Source organism: Enterobacter sp. C6, from assembly GCF_008122455.1.
Taxonomy (GTDB): domain Bacteria; phylum Pseudomonadota; class Gammaproteobacteria; order Enterobacterales; family Enterobacteriaceae; genus Enterobacter; species Enterobacter pseudoroggenkampii.
Genome location: NZ_QPFW01000244.1, coordinates 1 through 15,472 on the forward strand (window position 1 = coordinate 1; position 15,472 = coordinate 15,472).

At 56.3% G+C, this 15,472-nt stretch carries 15 protein-coding genes; 3 read left to right on the plus strand and 12 right to left on the minus strand.

Going from position 1 to position 15,472, the window contains the following annotated elements:
* Positions 1–148: 148 nt before the first annotated feature.
* Genes hemG through pepQ form a run of 4 tightly spaced genes read right to left on the minus strand, consistent with a single transcriptional unit; the run spans position 149 to position 4,141 of the window.
* Positions 149–694 (minus strand): menaquinone-dependent protoporphyrinogen IX dehydrogenase, encoded by a 546-nt coding sequence (gene hemG, locus DOU50_RS18835; RefSeq protein WP_148769902.1) that lies wholly within the window; start codon positions 692–694, stop codon positions 149–151.
* A 10-nt stretch (positions 695–704) separates the two neighbouring features.
* Complete coding sequence (gene trkH / locus DOU50_RS18840) at positions 705–2,156, minus strand: Trk system potassium transporter TrkH (RefSeq protein WP_023309600.1); 1,452 nt, start codon at positions 2,154–2,156, stop codon at positions 705–707.
* A gap of 39 nt (positions 2,157–2,195) precedes the next feature.
* Positions 2,196–2,810 (minus strand): IMPACT family protein, encoded by a 615-nt coding sequence (locus tag DOU50_RS18845; RefSeq protein ID WP_024908007.1) that lies wholly within the window; start codon positions 2,808–2,810, stop codon positions 2,196–2,198.
* Entirely contained in the window at positions 2,810–4,141 is a 1,332-nt protein-coding gene (gene pepQ / locus DOU50_RS18850; protein ID WP_148769929.1) for a Xaa-Pro dipeptidase, read from the minus strand. The genes DOU50_RS18845 and pepQ overlap by 1 nt, the downstream gene beginning before the upstream one ends.
* Positions 4,142–4,331: 190 nt before the next feature.
* Between pepQ and fadB the strand changes: the two genes are divergently transcribed.
* Together fadB and fadA are read left to right on the plus strand one after the other, a co-directional pair.
* Positions 4,332–6,521: a fatty acid oxidation complex subunit alpha FadB gene (fadB, locus tag DOU50_RS18855; protein ID WP_148769903.1), complete on the plus strand. Its 2,190-nt coding sequence runs from the start codon at positions 4,332–4,334 to the stop codon at positions 6,519–6,521.
* A gap of 9 nt (positions 6,522–6,530) precedes the next feature.
* The gene (fadA, locus tag DOU50_RS18860) at positions 6,531–7,694 is read left to right on the plus strand and encodes an acetyl-CoA C-acyltransferase FadA (protein ID WP_090420960.1); all 1,164 of its coding nucleotides are present in this window, start codon (positions 6,531–6,533) and stop codon (positions 7,692–7,694) included.
* 161 nt (positions 7,695–7,855) lie between these two features.
* Here fadA and fre read toward each other — a convergent pair whose 3' ends face one another.
* The gene (fre, locus tag DOU50_RS18865) at positions 7,856–8,557 is read right to left on the minus strand and encodes an NAD(P)H-flavin reductase (protein WP_008501516.1); all 702 of its coding nucleotides are present in this window, start codon (positions 8,555–8,557) and stop codon (positions 7,856–7,858) included.
* Positions 8,558–8,599: 42 nt separating this feature from the next.
* On the minus strand, positions 8,600–10,090 hold the full coding sequence (gene ubiD, locus DOU50_RS18870) for a 4-hydroxy-3-polyprenylbenzoate decarboxylase (RefSeq protein WP_194266162.1): 1,491 nt from the start codon (positions 10,088–10,090) through the stop codon (positions 8,600–8,602).
* Between the two features lie 173 nt (positions 10,091–10,263).
* Here ubiD and rfaH point away from each other — a divergent pair, with 173 nt between their 5' ends.
* Positions 10,264–10,755 (plus strand): transcription/translation regulatory transformer protein RfaH, encoded by a 492-nt coding sequence (gene rfaH / locus DOU50_RS18875; RefSeq protein WP_023309605.1) that lies wholly within the window; start codon positions 10,264–10,266, stop codon positions 10,753–10,755.
* On the opposite strand, the gene tatD is transcribed toward rfaH, so the two are convergent.
* The 6 genes from tatD to ubiJ all read right to left on the minus strand — a co-directional run bounded on the left by tatD (position 10,752) and on the right by ubiJ (position 15,468).
* Complete coding sequence (tatD, locus tag DOU50_RS18880) at positions 10,752–11,534, minus strand: 3'-5' ssDNA/RNA exonuclease TatD (RefSeq protein WP_148769905.1); 783 nt, start codon at positions 11,532–11,534, stop codon at positions 10,752–10,754. The genes rfaH and tatD overlap by 4 nt on opposite strands.
* Positions 11,535–11,575: 41 nt before the next feature.
* Positions 11,576–12,346, minus strand: a complete 771-nt coding sequence (tatC, locus tag DOU50_RS18885; protein ID WP_032646063.1) for a Sec-independent protein translocase subunit TatC — start codon at positions 12,344–12,346, stop codon at positions 11,576–11,578.
* 2 nt (positions 12,347–12,348) lie between these two features.
* Positions 12,349–12,891 (minus strand): Sec-independent protein translocase protein TatB, encoded by a 543-nt coding sequence (gene tatB / locus DOU50_RS18890; RefSeq protein ID WP_024908001.1) that lies wholly within the window; start codon positions 12,889–12,891, stop codon positions 12,349–12,351.
* 3 nt (positions 12,892–12,894) lie between these two features.
* Positions 12,895–13,149 (minus strand): Sec-independent protein translocase subunit TatA, encoded by a 255-nt coding sequence (gene tatA, locus DOU50_RS18895; RefSeq protein WP_024908000.1) that lies wholly within the window; start codon positions 13,147–13,149, stop codon positions 12,895–12,897.
* A gap of 76 nt (positions 13,150–13,225) precedes the next feature.
* Complete coding sequence (ubiB, locus tag DOU50_RS18900) at positions 13,226–14,866, minus strand: ubiquinone biosynthesis regulatory protein kinase UbiB (RefSeq protein WP_024907999.1); 1,641 nt, start codon at positions 14,864–14,866, stop codon at positions 13,226–13,228.
* On the minus strand, positions 14,863–15,468 hold the full coding sequence (ubiJ, locus tag DOU50_RS18905; RefSeq protein WP_061716323.1) for a ubiquinone biosynthesis protein UbiJ: 606 nt from the start codon (positions 15,466–15,468) through the stop codon (positions 14,863–14,865). Before ubiJ ends, ubiB begins: the two co-directional genes overlap by 4 nt.
* Positions 15,469–15,472 lie beyond the last annotated feature (4 nt).

Here is a 15,472-nt window from a genome sequence, read left to right on the forward strand (position 1 = left end):
AAGCGTTTATTTTCGCTTTTCTCTGCTGACCCGGCGGCGTGTGTGCCGTTGTTCCGTGTCAGTGGAGGCGCATTATAGGGAGTTATTCTGAAGTGACAAGCACAAAATACAAAAAACTTTTCGTTCGCTCACTTTTCAAACTTAACGCTTATTTATGTCGCGAATCGTCCGTTAAATGTGCGATTTCTCGCGCAAAACTGGCTACCTGCGACCAGTCGGTATAAACCACTTCTTTACGCGTGTCGGTTTCGCCCCCGGTCATCTTCATAATCAGGCGGATCATAAAGCGGTCATACCAGCGGTAGCGAGGGTAGCGCAGCGCGCCGGCAAAGACAGCGCACAGTTCAGGCTGCCACGGCGAGCTGAGTAAAAACTTGCGCGTGTAGCTGTTGGTCTGCGGCGTGCGCTTCTCGGGTTTACGCGCGACCAGATTGACCGAGTAAAATGCACCGGGCAGTTTATTGAGCACCGCCGTGTGCTTTTTCACAAAACGATCCAGCGCCGGATGGAAATGCCCGTAACGAATAGATGCACCAATTACCACGCGGTCGTAATCCTGCCAGCTTATCTGCTCAGCACGGTTCAGGTTCACCACATCCGAGTAAATACCCAGCTCTTTTAATTCCGATGCCAGATACGCGGCAATCTCGCGCGTTTGCCCGTCTCGCGTAGAGAAAAGAATCAGTGTCTTCATCAATAGCTCCTTACTCGCGCCAGAATGTAGGGGTGAACAGCACCAGCAGCGTAAAGACCTCAAGACGACCAAACAGCATATTGGCGATGAGGATCCATTTCGCGACCGGGTTCATACTGGCAAAGTTATCCGCCACAACCCCCAGGCCAGGCCCAAGGTTGTTCAATGTTGCGACGACCGACGCAAAGGCGGAGAAATCATCCACACCCGTCGCGATAATCGCCAGCATACTGACGATAAAGACCAGCGCATACGCCGAGAAGAACCCCCACACCGCTTCGAGGATACGTTCCGGCAGCGCGCGGTTACCCAGCTTGATGCTGTAGACCGCGTTCGGGTGGACCAGGCGTTTCAGCTCACGGTTGCCCTGCTTGAACAGCAGCAGAATACGGATCACCTTCAGGCCACCGCCCGTCGACCCCGCACAGCCGCCGATAAACGCGGAACAGAGCAGAAGCACCGGCAGGAACAGCGGCCAACGGGCGATGCTGTCCGTAGTAAACCCGGCGGTTGTCGCCATCGACACCACCTGGAAGAAGGCCTGGTTTAGCGTGGTCAACGCGGAGTTATAGACATCATGGAACCAGAGCACCAGGGTACAGATAATTACCAGCGTCAGCTGGACGCCAATAAACATGCGGAACTCAGGGTCACGCCAGTACACCTTCAGGCTGCGCCCGCTCAGTAAAGAGAAGTGCAGGCCATAGTTACAGCCAGAGATCAGCAGGAAAATGGCAATAATCGTGTTAATCGTTGGGCTGTCGAAGTAGCCGACGCTGGCATCGTGGGTGGAGAACCCGCCGATAGCAATCGTCGCGAAGCTGTGTCCGATGGCGTCGAAAGCGGGCATCCCGGCAAACCATAGCGCCAGCGCACAGGCCACCGTCAGCAAGACATAGATAAGCCAGAGAGTTTTCGCCGTCTCAGCAATACGCGGGCGCATCTTGTTATCTTTCAGCGGTCCGGGCATTTCGGCGCGATAGAGCTGCATCCCACCAACGCCCAGAATAGGCAGAATGGCCACCGCCAGGACGATGATCCCCATCCCCCCGAACCACTGCAGCATCTGGCGATAAAAGAGAATGGCGTGCGGAAGTGAATCCAGCCCCACCAGCGTCGTCGCCCCGGTGGTCGTTAAACCGGAGAAGGATTCAAAAAAGGCATCCGTGATGCTCAGGTTAGGCTGTTCAGAGAAGATAAAGGGTAGCGAACCAACGCTCCCCAGCACCGTCCAGAACAGGACCACTATCAGAAACCCTTCGCGAGATTTCAGCTCACCTTTCTGGCGACGGTTTGGCCACCACAGCAGCGAGCCAATCGCCAGCGCGACAAAGAAGGTCTGGGTAAATGCCCGCCCCGCGCCGTCCCGGTAGATAAGCGCCACCAGTCCAGGGAGAATCATCGTCCCGGAAAAGAGTATGACCAGCAGTCCAACGATTCGGGTTATGGCACGAAAATGCATCTCTGCCGCTTCCTTTGGTATTCAAAAGTGAGGTGGGGATTATTCTTCAATCGGCAGCAATTGCAACGAACCACGACTAAAATCAGCCAGTTTTGCTGAAAAAGCAGCCAGTTCCGCCTGAGGAAGCGCCACGCGTAATTGCACCATTGCCTGATATTCACTGTGTGCGATGACACCGTTAAACTGCCGCAGCAGCGCTTCAATACCCGATAGCTGGGCGTAATCGCATAATAAAGTATATTCGGTAAGCGGCGTTTTGCGGGTAGTGACCAGCATATTAAGCGCCTGCTGCACGCCCCCGCCATAGGCTTTAACCAGCCCACCGGTGCCTAACAAAATGCCGCCGTAGTAGCGCACCACCACGGCGGTTATTTCGCCCACGCCGCTGCCCATAAGCTGGGAGAGCATGGGTTTACCGGCCGTGCCCGCCGGTTCACCGTCATCGGAAAACCCCAGCTGCTGTGAATCGTCCGGCGGCCCTGCTACCCACGCCACGCAGTGGTGACGGGCGTCAGGATGCTCAGCCCGGACGGACTCGACAAACGCTTTTGCCGCCTCTACGCCGTCGGTATGCGCCAGCAGCGTAATAAAGCGGCTTTTCTTGATTTCCTCAACAAAGGTGACCGGTTCAGCCGGTATTAGCCAGCTTTCCATCAGGCCAGCTTCAGGTCTCGCGTCATATTCTCGATACCGTTTTCGTGAATCACCACGTTATCTTCGATACGAATACCGCCAAACGGCTTCAGCGCGTCAATTTTTTCCCAGTTGAAGTGCTTGCTGAACTGGCCTTCACGCCACGGCGCCAGCAGGGATTCGATAAAGTAGATCCCCGGTTCAATCGTCAGCACCATGCGCGGTTCCAGAATGCGGGTGCAGCGCAGGTAAGGATATTTAGACGGTGCCGCCAGGTGCGTACCGGTATCATCCTGCATAAAGCCCGCAACGTCGTGCACCTGCAGGCCCAGCGGGTGACCAATGCCGTGCGGCATGAAGGGCCCGGTCAGATCGTTCTCGACCATCGCCTCTTCGCTCATGTCTTTCACAATCTGGTGCTTACGCAGCAGTTTGGCGATGCGCTGATGGAACTGGATGTGGTAATCCACATAGCTGGTGCCCGCCTTCATGGTGGCAATCAGCGCCAGCTGTTCATCGTTCACGTCTTTGATCAGCTGCGCGAACTCGGTGTCCGCATTCGCCGCCCAGGTGCGGGTCAGGTCGGCCGCGTAGCCGTTGTACTCTGCCCCTGCGTCCAGCAGGAAGCTGCGCATTTCCGACGGAACCTGGTGATCCAGTTTGGTGTAGTGAAGCACAGACGCGTGCTCGTTCAGCGCGACGATATTGCTGTACGGCACGTCGGTATCACGGTGGCCTGTCGCGGTCAGATAGGCCTGATTGATGTCGAACTCGCTCATCCCCGACTGGAACGCTTCATGCGCCGCACGGTGACCATTCACCGCCGTTTTTTGCGCTTCACGCATGCAGTAAAGTTCATAGTCGGTTTTATATGCGCGGTAATAGTGCAGATAATCCAGCACCCCTTTCGGATTGAGTTTGTCTGCCGGAATATCCAGACTCAGCGCACGCTCCGGAACAGGGCCAATGTAGCCGATGTTGCCGCGCGCGGCAGGCAGTTGGCTGCCAATACCGTCCGCTTTCGGCAGCGCAATGACCTCTATCTCTTCCGTCCAGAAAGAGGTCGGCAGCGGTTCTACGTTGTGCCAGTAATCGACCGGCAGGTAGAACCACAGTTTCGGTTTGTTCACGCCATCCACCAGCAGCCAGCAATTTGGAACCTGCGTCACCGGTACCCAGGCTTTAAACTGCGGGTTCACCTTAAACGGATAAGCGTGGTCATCCAGAAAGGTATTCATCAGCTCGCCGGAGTGGATCAGCAGCGCATCCAGCTTAAAGCGGGCCAGTACATCGCGGGTACGTTCTTGTAGGGTAACGATATGATTTTTATAAAGCGAAGCCAGTGAGTCCATCATTCTTCCTTTCGTTTTTTTGACCTCAAGTCATCGCATCTTAGCACACCTCACTCCGGCTGCGTGATTTCCACCGACCGTGATCAATGCAGCATTTTCTTAATGAGTAATTTGCATTTTATTAACATAAATCCCACACTCCGATTCATCTGGTATGACCAGATCCAATTGCTGGATTCAGGAGACTGACATGCTCTACAAAGGCGACACCCTGTACCTCAACTGGCTGGAAGATGGCATTGCCGAACTGGTGTTCGATGCCCCCGGCTCAGTGAACAAGCTTGATACCGCGACGGTGGCCAGTCTTGGCCAGGCGCTGGATGTTCTTGAAAAACAACCTGAATTAAAAGGGCTGCTGCTGCGTTCGAACAAAGCGGCCTTTATCGTCGGTGCCGATATCACCGAGTTCCTTTCGCTGTTCCTGGTCCCGGAAGAACAGCTGAGCCAGTGGCTGCACTTTGCCAACAGCGTCTTTAATCGTCTGGAAGATCTGCCTGTCCCGACCATTTCCGCCGTTAACGGCTACGCGCTGGGCGGCGGCTGCGAGTGCGTGCTGGCGACAGACTATCGCCTGGCGACACCGGACCTGCGCATCGGCCTGCCGGAAACCAAGCTGGGCATCATGCCGGGCTTTGGCGGCTCCGTCCGTATGCCGCGCATGCTGGGTGCCGACAGCGCGCTGGAGATCATTGCCGCAGGTAAAGACGTCGGCGCAGAACAGGCGCAGAAAATCGGCCTGGTCGACGGCGTTGTGAAACCTGAGAAGCTGGTTGAAGGTGCTGTCGCCATTCTGCGTCAGGCGATTAACGGCGATCTCGACTGGAAAGCCAAACGCCAGCCGAAGCTGGAGCCGTTAAAACTCAGCAAGATTGAAGCCACCATGAGCTTCACCATCGCCAAAGGCATGGTCATGCAGACGGCGGGCAAACACTACCCGGCGCCGATCACGGCGGTGAAAACCATTGAAGCGGCTGCCCGTCTCGGACGCGATGAAGCGCTGAAGCTCGAAAATCAGAGCTTTGTCCCGCTGGCGCACACCAATGAAGCCCGCGCGCTGGTCGGTATCTTCCTGAACGATCAGTTCGTGAAAGGCAAAGCCAAACAGCTGACTAAAAACGTTGAGACGCCAAAACATGCGGCGGTACTCGGCGCGGGCATTATGGGTGGCGGCATCGCTTACCAGTCGGCCTGGAAAGGCGTGCCGGTGGTGATGAAAGACATCAACGAGAAATCCCTGACGCTGGGCATGACCGAAGCGGCCAAGCTGCTGAATAAACAGCTTGAGCGCGGCAAAATTGACGGTCTGAAGCTTGCAGGCGTGATCTCCACCATTCAGCCCGTGCTGGAATACAGCGGTTTCGACCGTGTCGACGTGGTGGTCGAAGCCGTCGTCGAGAACCCGAAGGTTAAAAAAGCGGTGCTGGCGGAAACGGAAGACAAGGTTCGTCCTGAGACCGTGCTGGCCTCTAACACCTCCACCATTCCAATCAGCGAACTGGCGAGCGTGCTGAAGCGTCCGGAAAACTTCTGCGGTATGCACTTCTTCAACCCGGTACACCGTATGCCGCTGGTCGAAGTGATCCGTGGGGAAAAAACCTCCGACGAAACCATCGCTAAAGTGGTGGCATGGGCAAGCAAGATGGGCAAAACGCCGATCGTCGTTAACGATTGTCCGGGCTTCTTCGTCAACCGCGTGCTGTTCCCTTATTTCGCCGGTTTTAGCCAGCTGCTGCGCGACGGCGCGGACTTCCGCAAAATCGACAAAGTGATGGAAAAACAGTTCGGCTGGCCGATGGGACCGGCGTATCTGCTGGACGTTGTGGGCATTGATACCGCCCACCACGCCCAGGCGGTAATGGCGGCAGGCTTCCCGCAGCGCATGCAGAAAGACTATCGCGACGCGATTGACGCGCTGTTCGACGCTAACCGCTTCGGTCAGAAAAACGGTCTGGGCTTCTGGCGTTATAAAGAAGACAGCAAGGGCAAACCGAAGAAAGAAGAAGACGCGGCGGTGGATAGCCTGCTGGCTGACGTATGCCCGCCGAAACGCGACTTCACCGACGATGAGATCATCGCCCGCATGATGATTCCGATGATCAACGAAGTGGTGCGTTGCCTCGAAGAAGGCATCATCGCCAGCCCTGCAGAAGCCGATATGGCGCTGGTATACGGCCTGGGCTTCCCTCCGTTCCACGGCGGCGCGTTCCGCTGGCTGGACACGCTCGGTAGCGCCCGCTATCTCGATATGGCTCAGCAGTATCAGCACCTCGGCCCGCTGTATGAAGTGCCGGAAGGGCTGCGTAACAAAGCGCGCCATAACGAACCCTACTATCCAGCAGTTGAGCCAGCCCGTCCGGTTGGCGAACTGAAAACGGCTTAAGGAGTCACAATGGAAAAGGTTGTCATTGTTGATGCGATTCGCACCCCGATGGGCCGTTCAAAAGGCGGTGCATTCCGTAACGTGCGTGCGGAAGACCTCTCCGCGCACCTGATGCGTAGCCTGCTGGCGCGTAACCCGGCGCTGGATCCTGCTGCGCTGGACGATATCTACTGGGGCTGCGTGCAGCAGACCCTGGAGCAAGGCTTCAACATCGCCCGCAACGCGTCGCTGCTGGCGGAGATCCCACATTCAGTTCCGGCCGTCACCGTGAACCGCCTGTGCGGTTCGTCAATGCAGGCGCTGCACGACGCGGCGCGCATGATCATGACCGGCGATGCGCAGGCCTGCCTGGTGGGCGGCGTTGAGCACATGGGCCACGTGCCGATGAGCCACGGGGTCGATTTCCACCCGGGGATGAGCCGTAACGTGGCGAAAGCCGCGGGGATGATGGGTCTGACCGCCGAGATGCTTTCTCGTCTGCACGGCATCAGCCGTGAAATGCAGGATGCCTTTGCCGCGCGCTCTCACGCTCGCGCATGGGCGGCGACACAGTCCGGTGCCTTTAAGAATGAGATCATCCCGACCGGCGGTCACGACGCAGACGGCGTTCTGAAGCAGTTCAGCTACGACGAAGTCATCCGCCCGGAAACCACGGTCGAAGCGCTGTCTACCCTGCGCCCGGCGTTTGATCCGGTCACCGGTACGGTCACGGCGGGAACGTCGTCCGCCCTGTCCGACGGTGCCGCGGCGATGCTGGTGATGAGCGAAAGCCGCGCCCGCGAGCTGGGCTTAACCCCTCGCGCTCGGGTACGTTCGATGGCGGTTGTGGGCTGCGATCCTTCAATCATGGGCTACGGCCCGGTTCCGGCCTCGAAGCTGGCGCTGAAAAAAGCGGGCTTAACCGCCAGCGACATCGATCTGTTCGAGATGAACGAAGCGTTCGCCGCGCAGATCCTGCCATGCATTAAAGATCTGGGGCTGATGGATCAGATCGACGAGAAGATTAACCTCAACGGCGGCGCGATCGCCCTCGGTCACCCGCTGGGCTGCTCCGGTGCGCGCATCAGCACGACGCTGATCAACCTGATGGAACGCAAAGATGCCCAGTTTGGTCTGGCAACGATGTGTATCGGGCTGGGTCAGGGTATCGCGACGGTGTTTGAGAGAGTGTAGGTCTAATACGTAGGCCCGATAAGCATCGCGCCATCGGGCTTTTGCCGGGAGGCGCTGCGCTTTCCCGGCCTACGAGAGGTACCTCGCCGCCAGTGGCGTCACTGGCGAAGAGAGAGAGTTTAGTTGCCGTTCTTCCCGCCTGTCAGGGGCGGGTTTTTTATTTAAATGAAGGCAAACGCATCGCCAAACAGGCGGTCTTCACGCGCATCACGTTCGTTACAGAACAGATCGCGGGCGATTTTCGCCATCTCGAAACGGCCAGCGATATAGATATCGTGCCCAGCCAGCGTACCGTGATCCTGCAGCACCGCCGTCAGCACCGTACCGCTACGCCCGCGCCAGCCCTCTTCCGGCTGCTCAACCACCGGCTCAATGCGCAGGTTAGGATGGGTGACGCTCAGCGCTTCCAGTTCAGACAGATCGTACAGATGTTTCTCTTCGCGGCCACCCCAGTAAATGGTGATGTCACGGTCCGGGTTACGCGCCAGTGCGGTCAACAGAATGGAGCGCACGTAGGAGAAGCCTGTACCGCCAGCGATCAGGATCAGCGGACGGTCTTCGTCATCGCGCAGCCACGCATCACCGTGCGGAATATCCACCACGATTTCACGTTCCTTCAGGATGCGATCCATCACCGCCATCGCATACAGGTTAAGCTCTGACGCACCAATATGAAGCTCAATAAATTCCTGCTCCGCCGGCGTTGAGGCCATAGAGAAAGGACGCTTATCACGCTCATCCATCACAACCATCAGGTACTGACCCGCGCGGAAAGAGAATGGCGCTTCTGGCACTAAACGGACGCGATATACGGTGTCGGTGATGGCATCTACCGAGGTCACTTTACAGCTTAAGGTTGTCATTCGCTCTCTCTGTCGGGAAGTCTATAGGGCTTAACGGTCAGCTCAGGGTTTACCGTTATTCATTATGGCCAGCTCGTCCCAGATCGCGTCAATGCGCGCGGTCACAGCAGGATCTTTTTTGATCGGGCGACCCCATTCACGGTCGGTTTCGCCAGGCCATTTATTTGTGGCATCCAGTCCCATCTTTGAGCCAAGACCGGAAACCGGCGAGGCAAAATCCAGGTAATCTATCGGCGTGTTTTCGACTAACACCGTATCGCGCGCCGGGTCCATTCGCGTGGTAATGGCCCAGATTACGTCATTCCAGTCGCGGGCGTTAACGTCATCATCGCAGACAATAACAAATTTGGTATACATAAACTGGCGCAGGAAAGACCACACGCCCATCATCACGCGTTTAGCATGACCTGGATACTGCTTCTTCATCGTGACCACCGCCATGCGATACGAGCATCCTTCAGGCGGCAGATAAAAATCAACTATTTCCGGGAACTGCTTTTGCAGGATCGGCACAAACACTTCATTCAGCGCCACGCCCAGCACCGCCGGTTCGTCCGGTGGGCGTCCGGTATACGTGGAGTGATAAATCGCATCTTCACGCTGCGTAATGTGCGTCACGGTAAACACCGGGAAGTTATCCACTTCATTGTAATAGCCGGTGTGGTCGCCGTAAGGGCCTTCTGGCGCCATTTCACCCTGCTCAAGGTAACCCTCCAGCACAATTTCTGCACTGGCCGGAACTTCGAGATCGTTAGAAATACACTTCACGACTTCGGTTTTCGTTCCGCGCAGCAGGCCTGCAAACGCATATTCAGAAAGGGTATCCGGCACGGGGGTGACGGCTCCCAGAATGGTGGCCGGATCGGCGCCTAAAGCGACAGACACCGGGAAACGCTCCCCCGGATGCGCAGCGCACCACTCCTGGAAATCCAGCGCGCCGCCGCGATGCGACAGCCAGCGCATGATGAGTTTATTCTTGCCAATCAACTGCTGGCGGTAAATACCGAGGTTTTGCCGCTCTTTGTGAGGGCCGCGCGTAACGGTGAGCCCCCAGGTGATCAGCGGCGCAGCATCTTCCGGCCAGCACTGCATGACAGGGATTTTGGTCAGATCAACCTCATCGCCTTCCAGCACCTTCTGCTGGCACGGCGCGCCGCGCAGGCGTTTGGTAGGCATGTTCAGCACCTGCTTAAACTGCGGCAGTTTGTCGAACAGATCGCGGAAGCCTTTCGGCGGCTCCGGCTCTTTCAGGAAGGCCAGCAGCTTACCGACTTCGCGCAGGGCCGTGACGTCTTCCTGCCCCATCCCCAGTGCGACGCGACGCGGTGTACCAAACAGGTTGCAAAGCACCGGCATGGAGTACCCTTTCGGATTTTCAAACAGTAACGCGGGGCCACCGGCACGCAGGGTGCGGTCAGCAATTTCTGTCATCTCCAGATAAGGATCAACAGGAAGTGTAATACGTTTGAGTTCACCCTGCTTTTCCAGCAGCGTCAGGAAGTCGCGGAGATCGTGGTATTTCATGCAGTTAATCATGGCCTCTCTGTAAGCGCTTCATTATACGGCGTATGCCTGCTTGATGCTGTAATTTTGTTAAATAAGCGTGAACTTATGCGTTCTGTTCCGTTTTCCCCCATTATAATCAACTTAGCGATCCCGCCAGGGTTTTGATATGCTTGCGCCCCGAACTAAGGGAAAGAGTGATTATGCAGGCCTGGTATTTACTGTATTGCAAACGCGGGCAACTTCAGCGCGCGCAGGAACATCTTGAACGTCAGTCTGTAAATTGCCTGACGCCCGTGATCACGCTTGAAAAAATGCAGCGCGGGAAGCGCACAACCGTCAGTGAGCCGTTGTTCCCGAACTACCTGTTCGTGGAGTTCGACCCGGAAGTCATCCACACCACCACCATCAGCGCCACGCGTGGCGTCAGCCACTTCGTTCGTTTTGGTGCTCACCCGGCAACGGTTCCGTCGACGGTCATTCATCAGCTGTCGATTTATCAACAGCCTGAAGGGATCACCGACCCCGAAACCCCTTACACGGGCGATAGCGTCGTAATTACCGAAGGCGCTTTCGAAGGCCTGCAGGCGATTTTTGCCGAGCCGGACGGGGAAGCGCGCTCTATGCTGTTGCTCAATCTGCTGAACAAGCAGGTGCTGCAGAGCGTTAAAAATACCGACTTCCGCAAACTTTAAACGTTTATCCCGAACAGATTACGCGCGTTGTTATCCGTCTGCGCTGAAAGCCAGTGCGGATCCTCTCCGCGCCACTTCGCAACACTCTCAACAATGTGCCCCAGATACGCGGGCTCATTTCGCCGCGATGCCGGTTTGGGTTTCATATCGCGCGGTAGCAGATAGGGCGCATCGGTTTCAAGGAGCAACCGGTCAGCCGGGATCGCCGGCAACAGCTCCCGAAGTTCGAGCCCGCGACGCTCATCGCAAACCCAGCCAGTAACACCCAGATAAAGCCCTCGCTTCAGGCAATCCAGCGCTTCCTGTCGTGAACCGGTGAAGCAGTGCAGTACCGCGCCGGGCAGTTTCTCCAGCCACGGCTCCAGAAGTGCCAGGAAACGCTCATGCGCGTCGCGGCAGTGCATAAATACGGGCATTCCAAGCTCTGCCGCCAGCGCAAGCTGGGCAGTGAATGCTTTTTCCTGCTCTTCAGGCGTGGAAAAGTTACGGTTGAAATCGAGACCGCATTCGCCGATCGCTACCACTTCTGGCGTCTTCGCCAGCCTGTACAGGGTGTCGCCACTTTCCGGGGTCCACTGGCTACTGTCGTGAGGATGTACACCAGCAGTAGACCAACAGCGATCGTAGCGTTGCGCCAGCTGCTGCGCCTGCTCGCTCTCATGCAGGTTGGTGCCCGTCAGCAGCAGCCCTTTCACCCCGGCAGCAAACGCACGCGCAACCACCTCATCACGATCTTTCGCAAACTGCGAGCTGGTCAGATTGAGTCCGATATCAAACATGCAAATCCCCATATAACAACCGCCCTGACGGGCGGCTGGTTTTACTCTTCAGTGGTCTTGTCGGACGTATCGTCTTCGTCATCCGCTCGACGTCCTTTACCCACGTAGAAACGCGAGAAGAATACGCCGACCTCAAACAGACAGTACATCGGTATGGCCAGCAGCGTCTGCGAGAACACGTCCGGCGGTGTCAGCAGCATGCCGACCACAAAGGCGCCCACCAGGATATACGGACGCTTCTTACGCAGGTCATCCGGGGTTGTTACCCCTACCCAGCAAAGCAGCACAATGGCCACCGGCACTTCGAATGCCACGCCGAACGCCATAAACAGCGCCATCACAAAGCTGAGGTAGCTGGCGATATCCGTCGACACCTGGACCCCTTCCGGCGCGGTATGCGTCAGGAAGCCGAAGGCCAGCGGGAAGACAACGAAATAGGCAAACGCCATGCCGATATAGAACAGCAGCGAACTAGACACCAGCAGCGGGATCACCAGCTTACGTTCGTGTTTATACAGCGCTGGCGCCACAAACGCCCACACCTGATAAAGAATGACCGGCGCTGAGGCAATCAACGACACCCAGAAGGTCAGCTTGATGGGGGTAAAGAACGGAGAAGCAACGTCTGTTGCAATCATCGTTGCGCCCAGCGGCATCTGCTTAATCAGCGGTGCAGAGACCACCTGATAGATATCGTTGGCAAAATAGACCAGGCACAGGAATATGAGTAAAACCGCAATAATGCAGTTTAACAGGCGCTTACGCAGCTCAATGAGGTGCGCAATCAGCGGTTGAGTATCATCTACTGCCATGTTTACGCTTTATCACTCGACGAGGGGGATGATTCGGAAACGGACGCAGCGGGCTTCACTTCCGCCGTTTTTGCCACCGGCTCTTCCGGCTGCACCTGTTTTTTCACTTCGGTTTCCTGCGGCGTCTGTTCTGGCGCGGCAGCCTGATGTTCTGCGCTGGCAGGCGTTACGCCCTCGCGCTGCTCCTCGCTGCCCTTCACCACCGGGTTATGGATGGTGTTCGCTTCATCGCTCGCTTTTTCAGGATCGTTAACGCTGTAGGAGCGCTTCATGGATTCCGCCGCTTCGCGCAGCTCATCCATTGACGCTTTCAGTTCCGGCGTCAGGTTATCCATGCTCGCCTTCTCGACCTTTTTAAGGCTTTCCTGAAATTCCTGCAGCTTAAGCTCCTGAGCCAGCTCATTCTGAACGGTCGATGCCAGCGATCTCAGCGCACGAACCCAGCCCGCAACGGTCTTCACCGCCACCGGCAGACGCTGCGGCCCCAGCACAATCAGGCCAATCACAAAGACCAGCAGGAGCTCACTAAAACCAATGTCGAACACGACTTACACCTGCTCTTTATCGTGGCGTTTAGCGTCTTCCTTTTTGGCTTCTTCCTGCTTATCGGCGATGGACTTAGCAGTAAAATCAGCGTCCTGGCTGGTTTTATCCTGCTTGCTCTCATCATCGCTCATCGCTTTCTTGAAGCCTTTGATAGACGCGCCCAGGTCGGAACCAATAGAACCGAGCTTTTTGGTGCCAAACAGCAGCACGACGATGACGGCAATGATCAACAATTGCCAGATACTGATACCACCCATACATGTTCCTCAGGGATAGATGATTAATTAGTCAGGTCGCATTATACGTATGCGACCCGTCGATAGCGACGCAAACTCAGCGCGTTTTTCGCCATCCGGCAAGCCAGACAACCACCCCGGCGGCCATCAGCCAGGCGGGCATCATCTGCCAGTCCGGACGGTTGATCAGCAGCAGCGTACCGCTCAACAGCAGCGTTGCGCCAATCCCAAAGAGATAGCGTGACTGGCCCTGGCGAACCCGGCTGGACTGAAGCTCGCGGGCGATTTTATCCATGCTGTGCTGAAGGTTCTTGCTCTGACGCAAACTGTCATAAACCAGTTCAGGAATTTCAGGCATTTTTTCTATCCAGAACGGGCCTTTCTCTTTCAGAGAGCGCACCAGCGCCGGAATGCCAACCTGATCCTTAATCCAGGATTCAAGGAAAGGTTTCGCGGTCTTCCACAAGTCTAACTGAGGATAGAGCTGTCGGCCTACACCCTCAACGTAAAGTAATGTTTTCTGAAGTAAAACTAGCTGTGGCTGAACTTCCATATTAAAGCGGCGAGCCGTGTTGAACAGGTTTAACAGCACGTGCCCGAAGGAGATTTCCGCCAGCGGTTTTTCAAAAATCGGTTCACAAACGGTCCGGATCGCGAACTCGAACTCCTCGACGTTGGTGTCCGGCGGCACCCAGCCTGAATCGACGTGCAGCTCGGCCACCTTACGGTAGTCGCGGTTGAAGAACGCGATGAAGTTCTCAGCCAGATACCGTTTATCTTCCTTGTTCAGTGACCCCACAATCCCGCAGTCGATACCGATGTACTTCGGATCCTCAGGGTGTTCGTAGCTCACGAAGATATTGCCCGGATGCATGTCCGCATGGAAAAAGCTGTCGCGGAACACCTGGGTAAAGAAGACCTGTACCCCACGCTCGGCCAACAGCTTCATGTTCGTTCCCTGCTTCTCCAGGGCCACCACATCCGAAACCGGAATACCGTAGATACGCTCCATTACCATCATGTTCTGGCTGCAGTAGTCAGAATAGACTTCAGGAACATAGAGCATCGGGCTGTTTTCAAAGTTGCGACGCAGCTGAATGGCGTTTGCCGATTCGCGCAGCAGGTTAAGCTCATCAATCAGCGTTTTTTCATATTCCCGCACCACTTCCAGTGGACGAAGGCGACGCCCGTCCGGCAGCAAGCGTGGTACCCAGCGCGCCAGACGATAAATCAGCTTCATGTCTGCTTTGATGATGGGCAGGATGTCCGGACGAATGACCTTAATAACAACTTCTTTGCCGTTTTCTTTCAGACGCGCGGTATGCACCTGCGCGATAGAGGCCGATGCCAGTGGGTGAATGTCGAAATCGTCAAACCAGGTCTCGACGGGTACATTTCCCATCGCCTCTTCAATTTGCTTTTTCGCGCGCGCGCCGTCAAACGGTGCGACGCGGTCCTGCAGCATCGCGAGCTCATCGGCAATAAGCGGCGGGAAGAGATCGCGACGGGTCGACAGCATCTGTCCAAATTTAATCCAAACCGGACCGAGCTCCTGCAGCGCCAGGCGAAGACGCTCACCCAGCGGCTGACCTTTATGGCGATTGGGCATCCAGAACAGCATCCGCCGCCAGATACGAAGCGGCAGCGTGATACGCATTTTGGGGATAAGCTCGTCGAGCCCGTAGCTCAAAAAGGTGCGAATAATAAAATAGAGGCGCCGAATTTCACCAGGCGTCATTTGCCCTCCAGTTTTTCCAGCCGTTTGGTTAACGCATCAACCGCACGTTCAACAGCAGCGGTCTCTTCCGCAAACCACGCCACTTCCAATGGCCCGGGCGCCATTCGCCACTCCTCCGTCAGCACTTCCGCCGCATAGCGTTGCTGACGATGCAGGCTTTTACGCGCAAAGGAGGCGCCACCATGAAGGACTTTCCCGATGCCTTCGGCGGCGATGTCGCCAATAAAAGGCGCGAGCAGCTCTGCCGGGTCGAACTCCGCAAGATCGGTGAGCGCAACGAAGTTCTGCACGACCTGAATGTCGCCTTCTACTTCCAGCTCACCGCTGCGGATAAGCGCCGTTAATTGCTGGCGATCGCGCAGTTTTGGCAGCACGCTCATGTGCGTGATGACCGAGCAGTCAGCTTCACCTTCCCACTCCCCCAGTACGTCAAGCTGGCGTTCGCTGAAGACCAGTACAAGCGGCGTCGATAACTCTTTTAAAACAATGCGCAATACCTTCCCGTTTAGCCGCTGACGCGCAGCTTTCAGCGCCGGAGCGCGATACAGGAAAGCATTCAGTACATTCTCGATGCCTGCGGAGACTAAGGGTTTAAAGGGCACGGGA

Coding starts and splice junctions, on each gene's coding strand:
- hemG (WP_148769902.1), bottom strand. CDS start 694: ATGAAGACACTGATTCTTTTCTCTACGCGAGACGGGCAAACGCGCGAG.
- trkH (WP_023309600.1), bottom strand. CDS start 2,156: ATGCATTTTCGTGCCATAACCCGAATCGTTGGACTGCTGGTCATACTC.
- DOU50_RS18845 (WP_024908007.1), bottom strand. CDS start 2,810: ATGGAAAGCTGGCTAATACCGGCTGAACCGGTCACCTTTGTTGAGGAA.
- pepQ (WP_148769929.1), bottom strand. CDS start 4,141: ATGGACTCACTGGCTTCGCTTTATAAAAATCATATCGTTACCCTACAA.
- fadB (WP_148769903.1), top strand. CDS start 4,332: ATGCTCTACAAAGGCGACACCCTGTACCTCAACTGGCTGGAAGATGGC.
- fadA (WP_090420960.1), top strand. CDS start 6,531: ATGGAAAAGGTTGTCATTGTTGATGCGATTCGCACCCCGATGGGCCGT.
- fre (WP_008501516.1), bottom strand. CDS start 8,557: ATGACAACCTTAAGCTGTAAAGTGACCTCGGTAGATGCCATCACCGAC.
- rfaH (WP_023309605.1), top strand. CDS start 10,264: ATGCAGGCCTGGTATTTACTGTATTGCAAACGCGGGCAACTTCAGCGC.
- tatD (WP_148769905.1), bottom strand. CDS start 11,534: ATGTTTGATATCGGACTCAATCTGACCAGCTCGCAGTTTGCGAAAGAT.
- tatC (WP_032646063.1), bottom strand. CDS start 12,346: ATGGCAGTAGATGATACTCAACCGCTGATTGCGCACCTCATTGAGCTG.
- tatA (WP_024908000.1), bottom strand. CDS start 13,149: ATGGGTGGTATCAGTATCTGGCAATTGTTGATCATTGCCGTCATCGTC.
- ubiB (WP_024907999.1), bottom strand. CDS start 14,866: ATGACGCCTGGTGAAATTCGGCGCCTCTATTTTATTATTCGCACCTTT.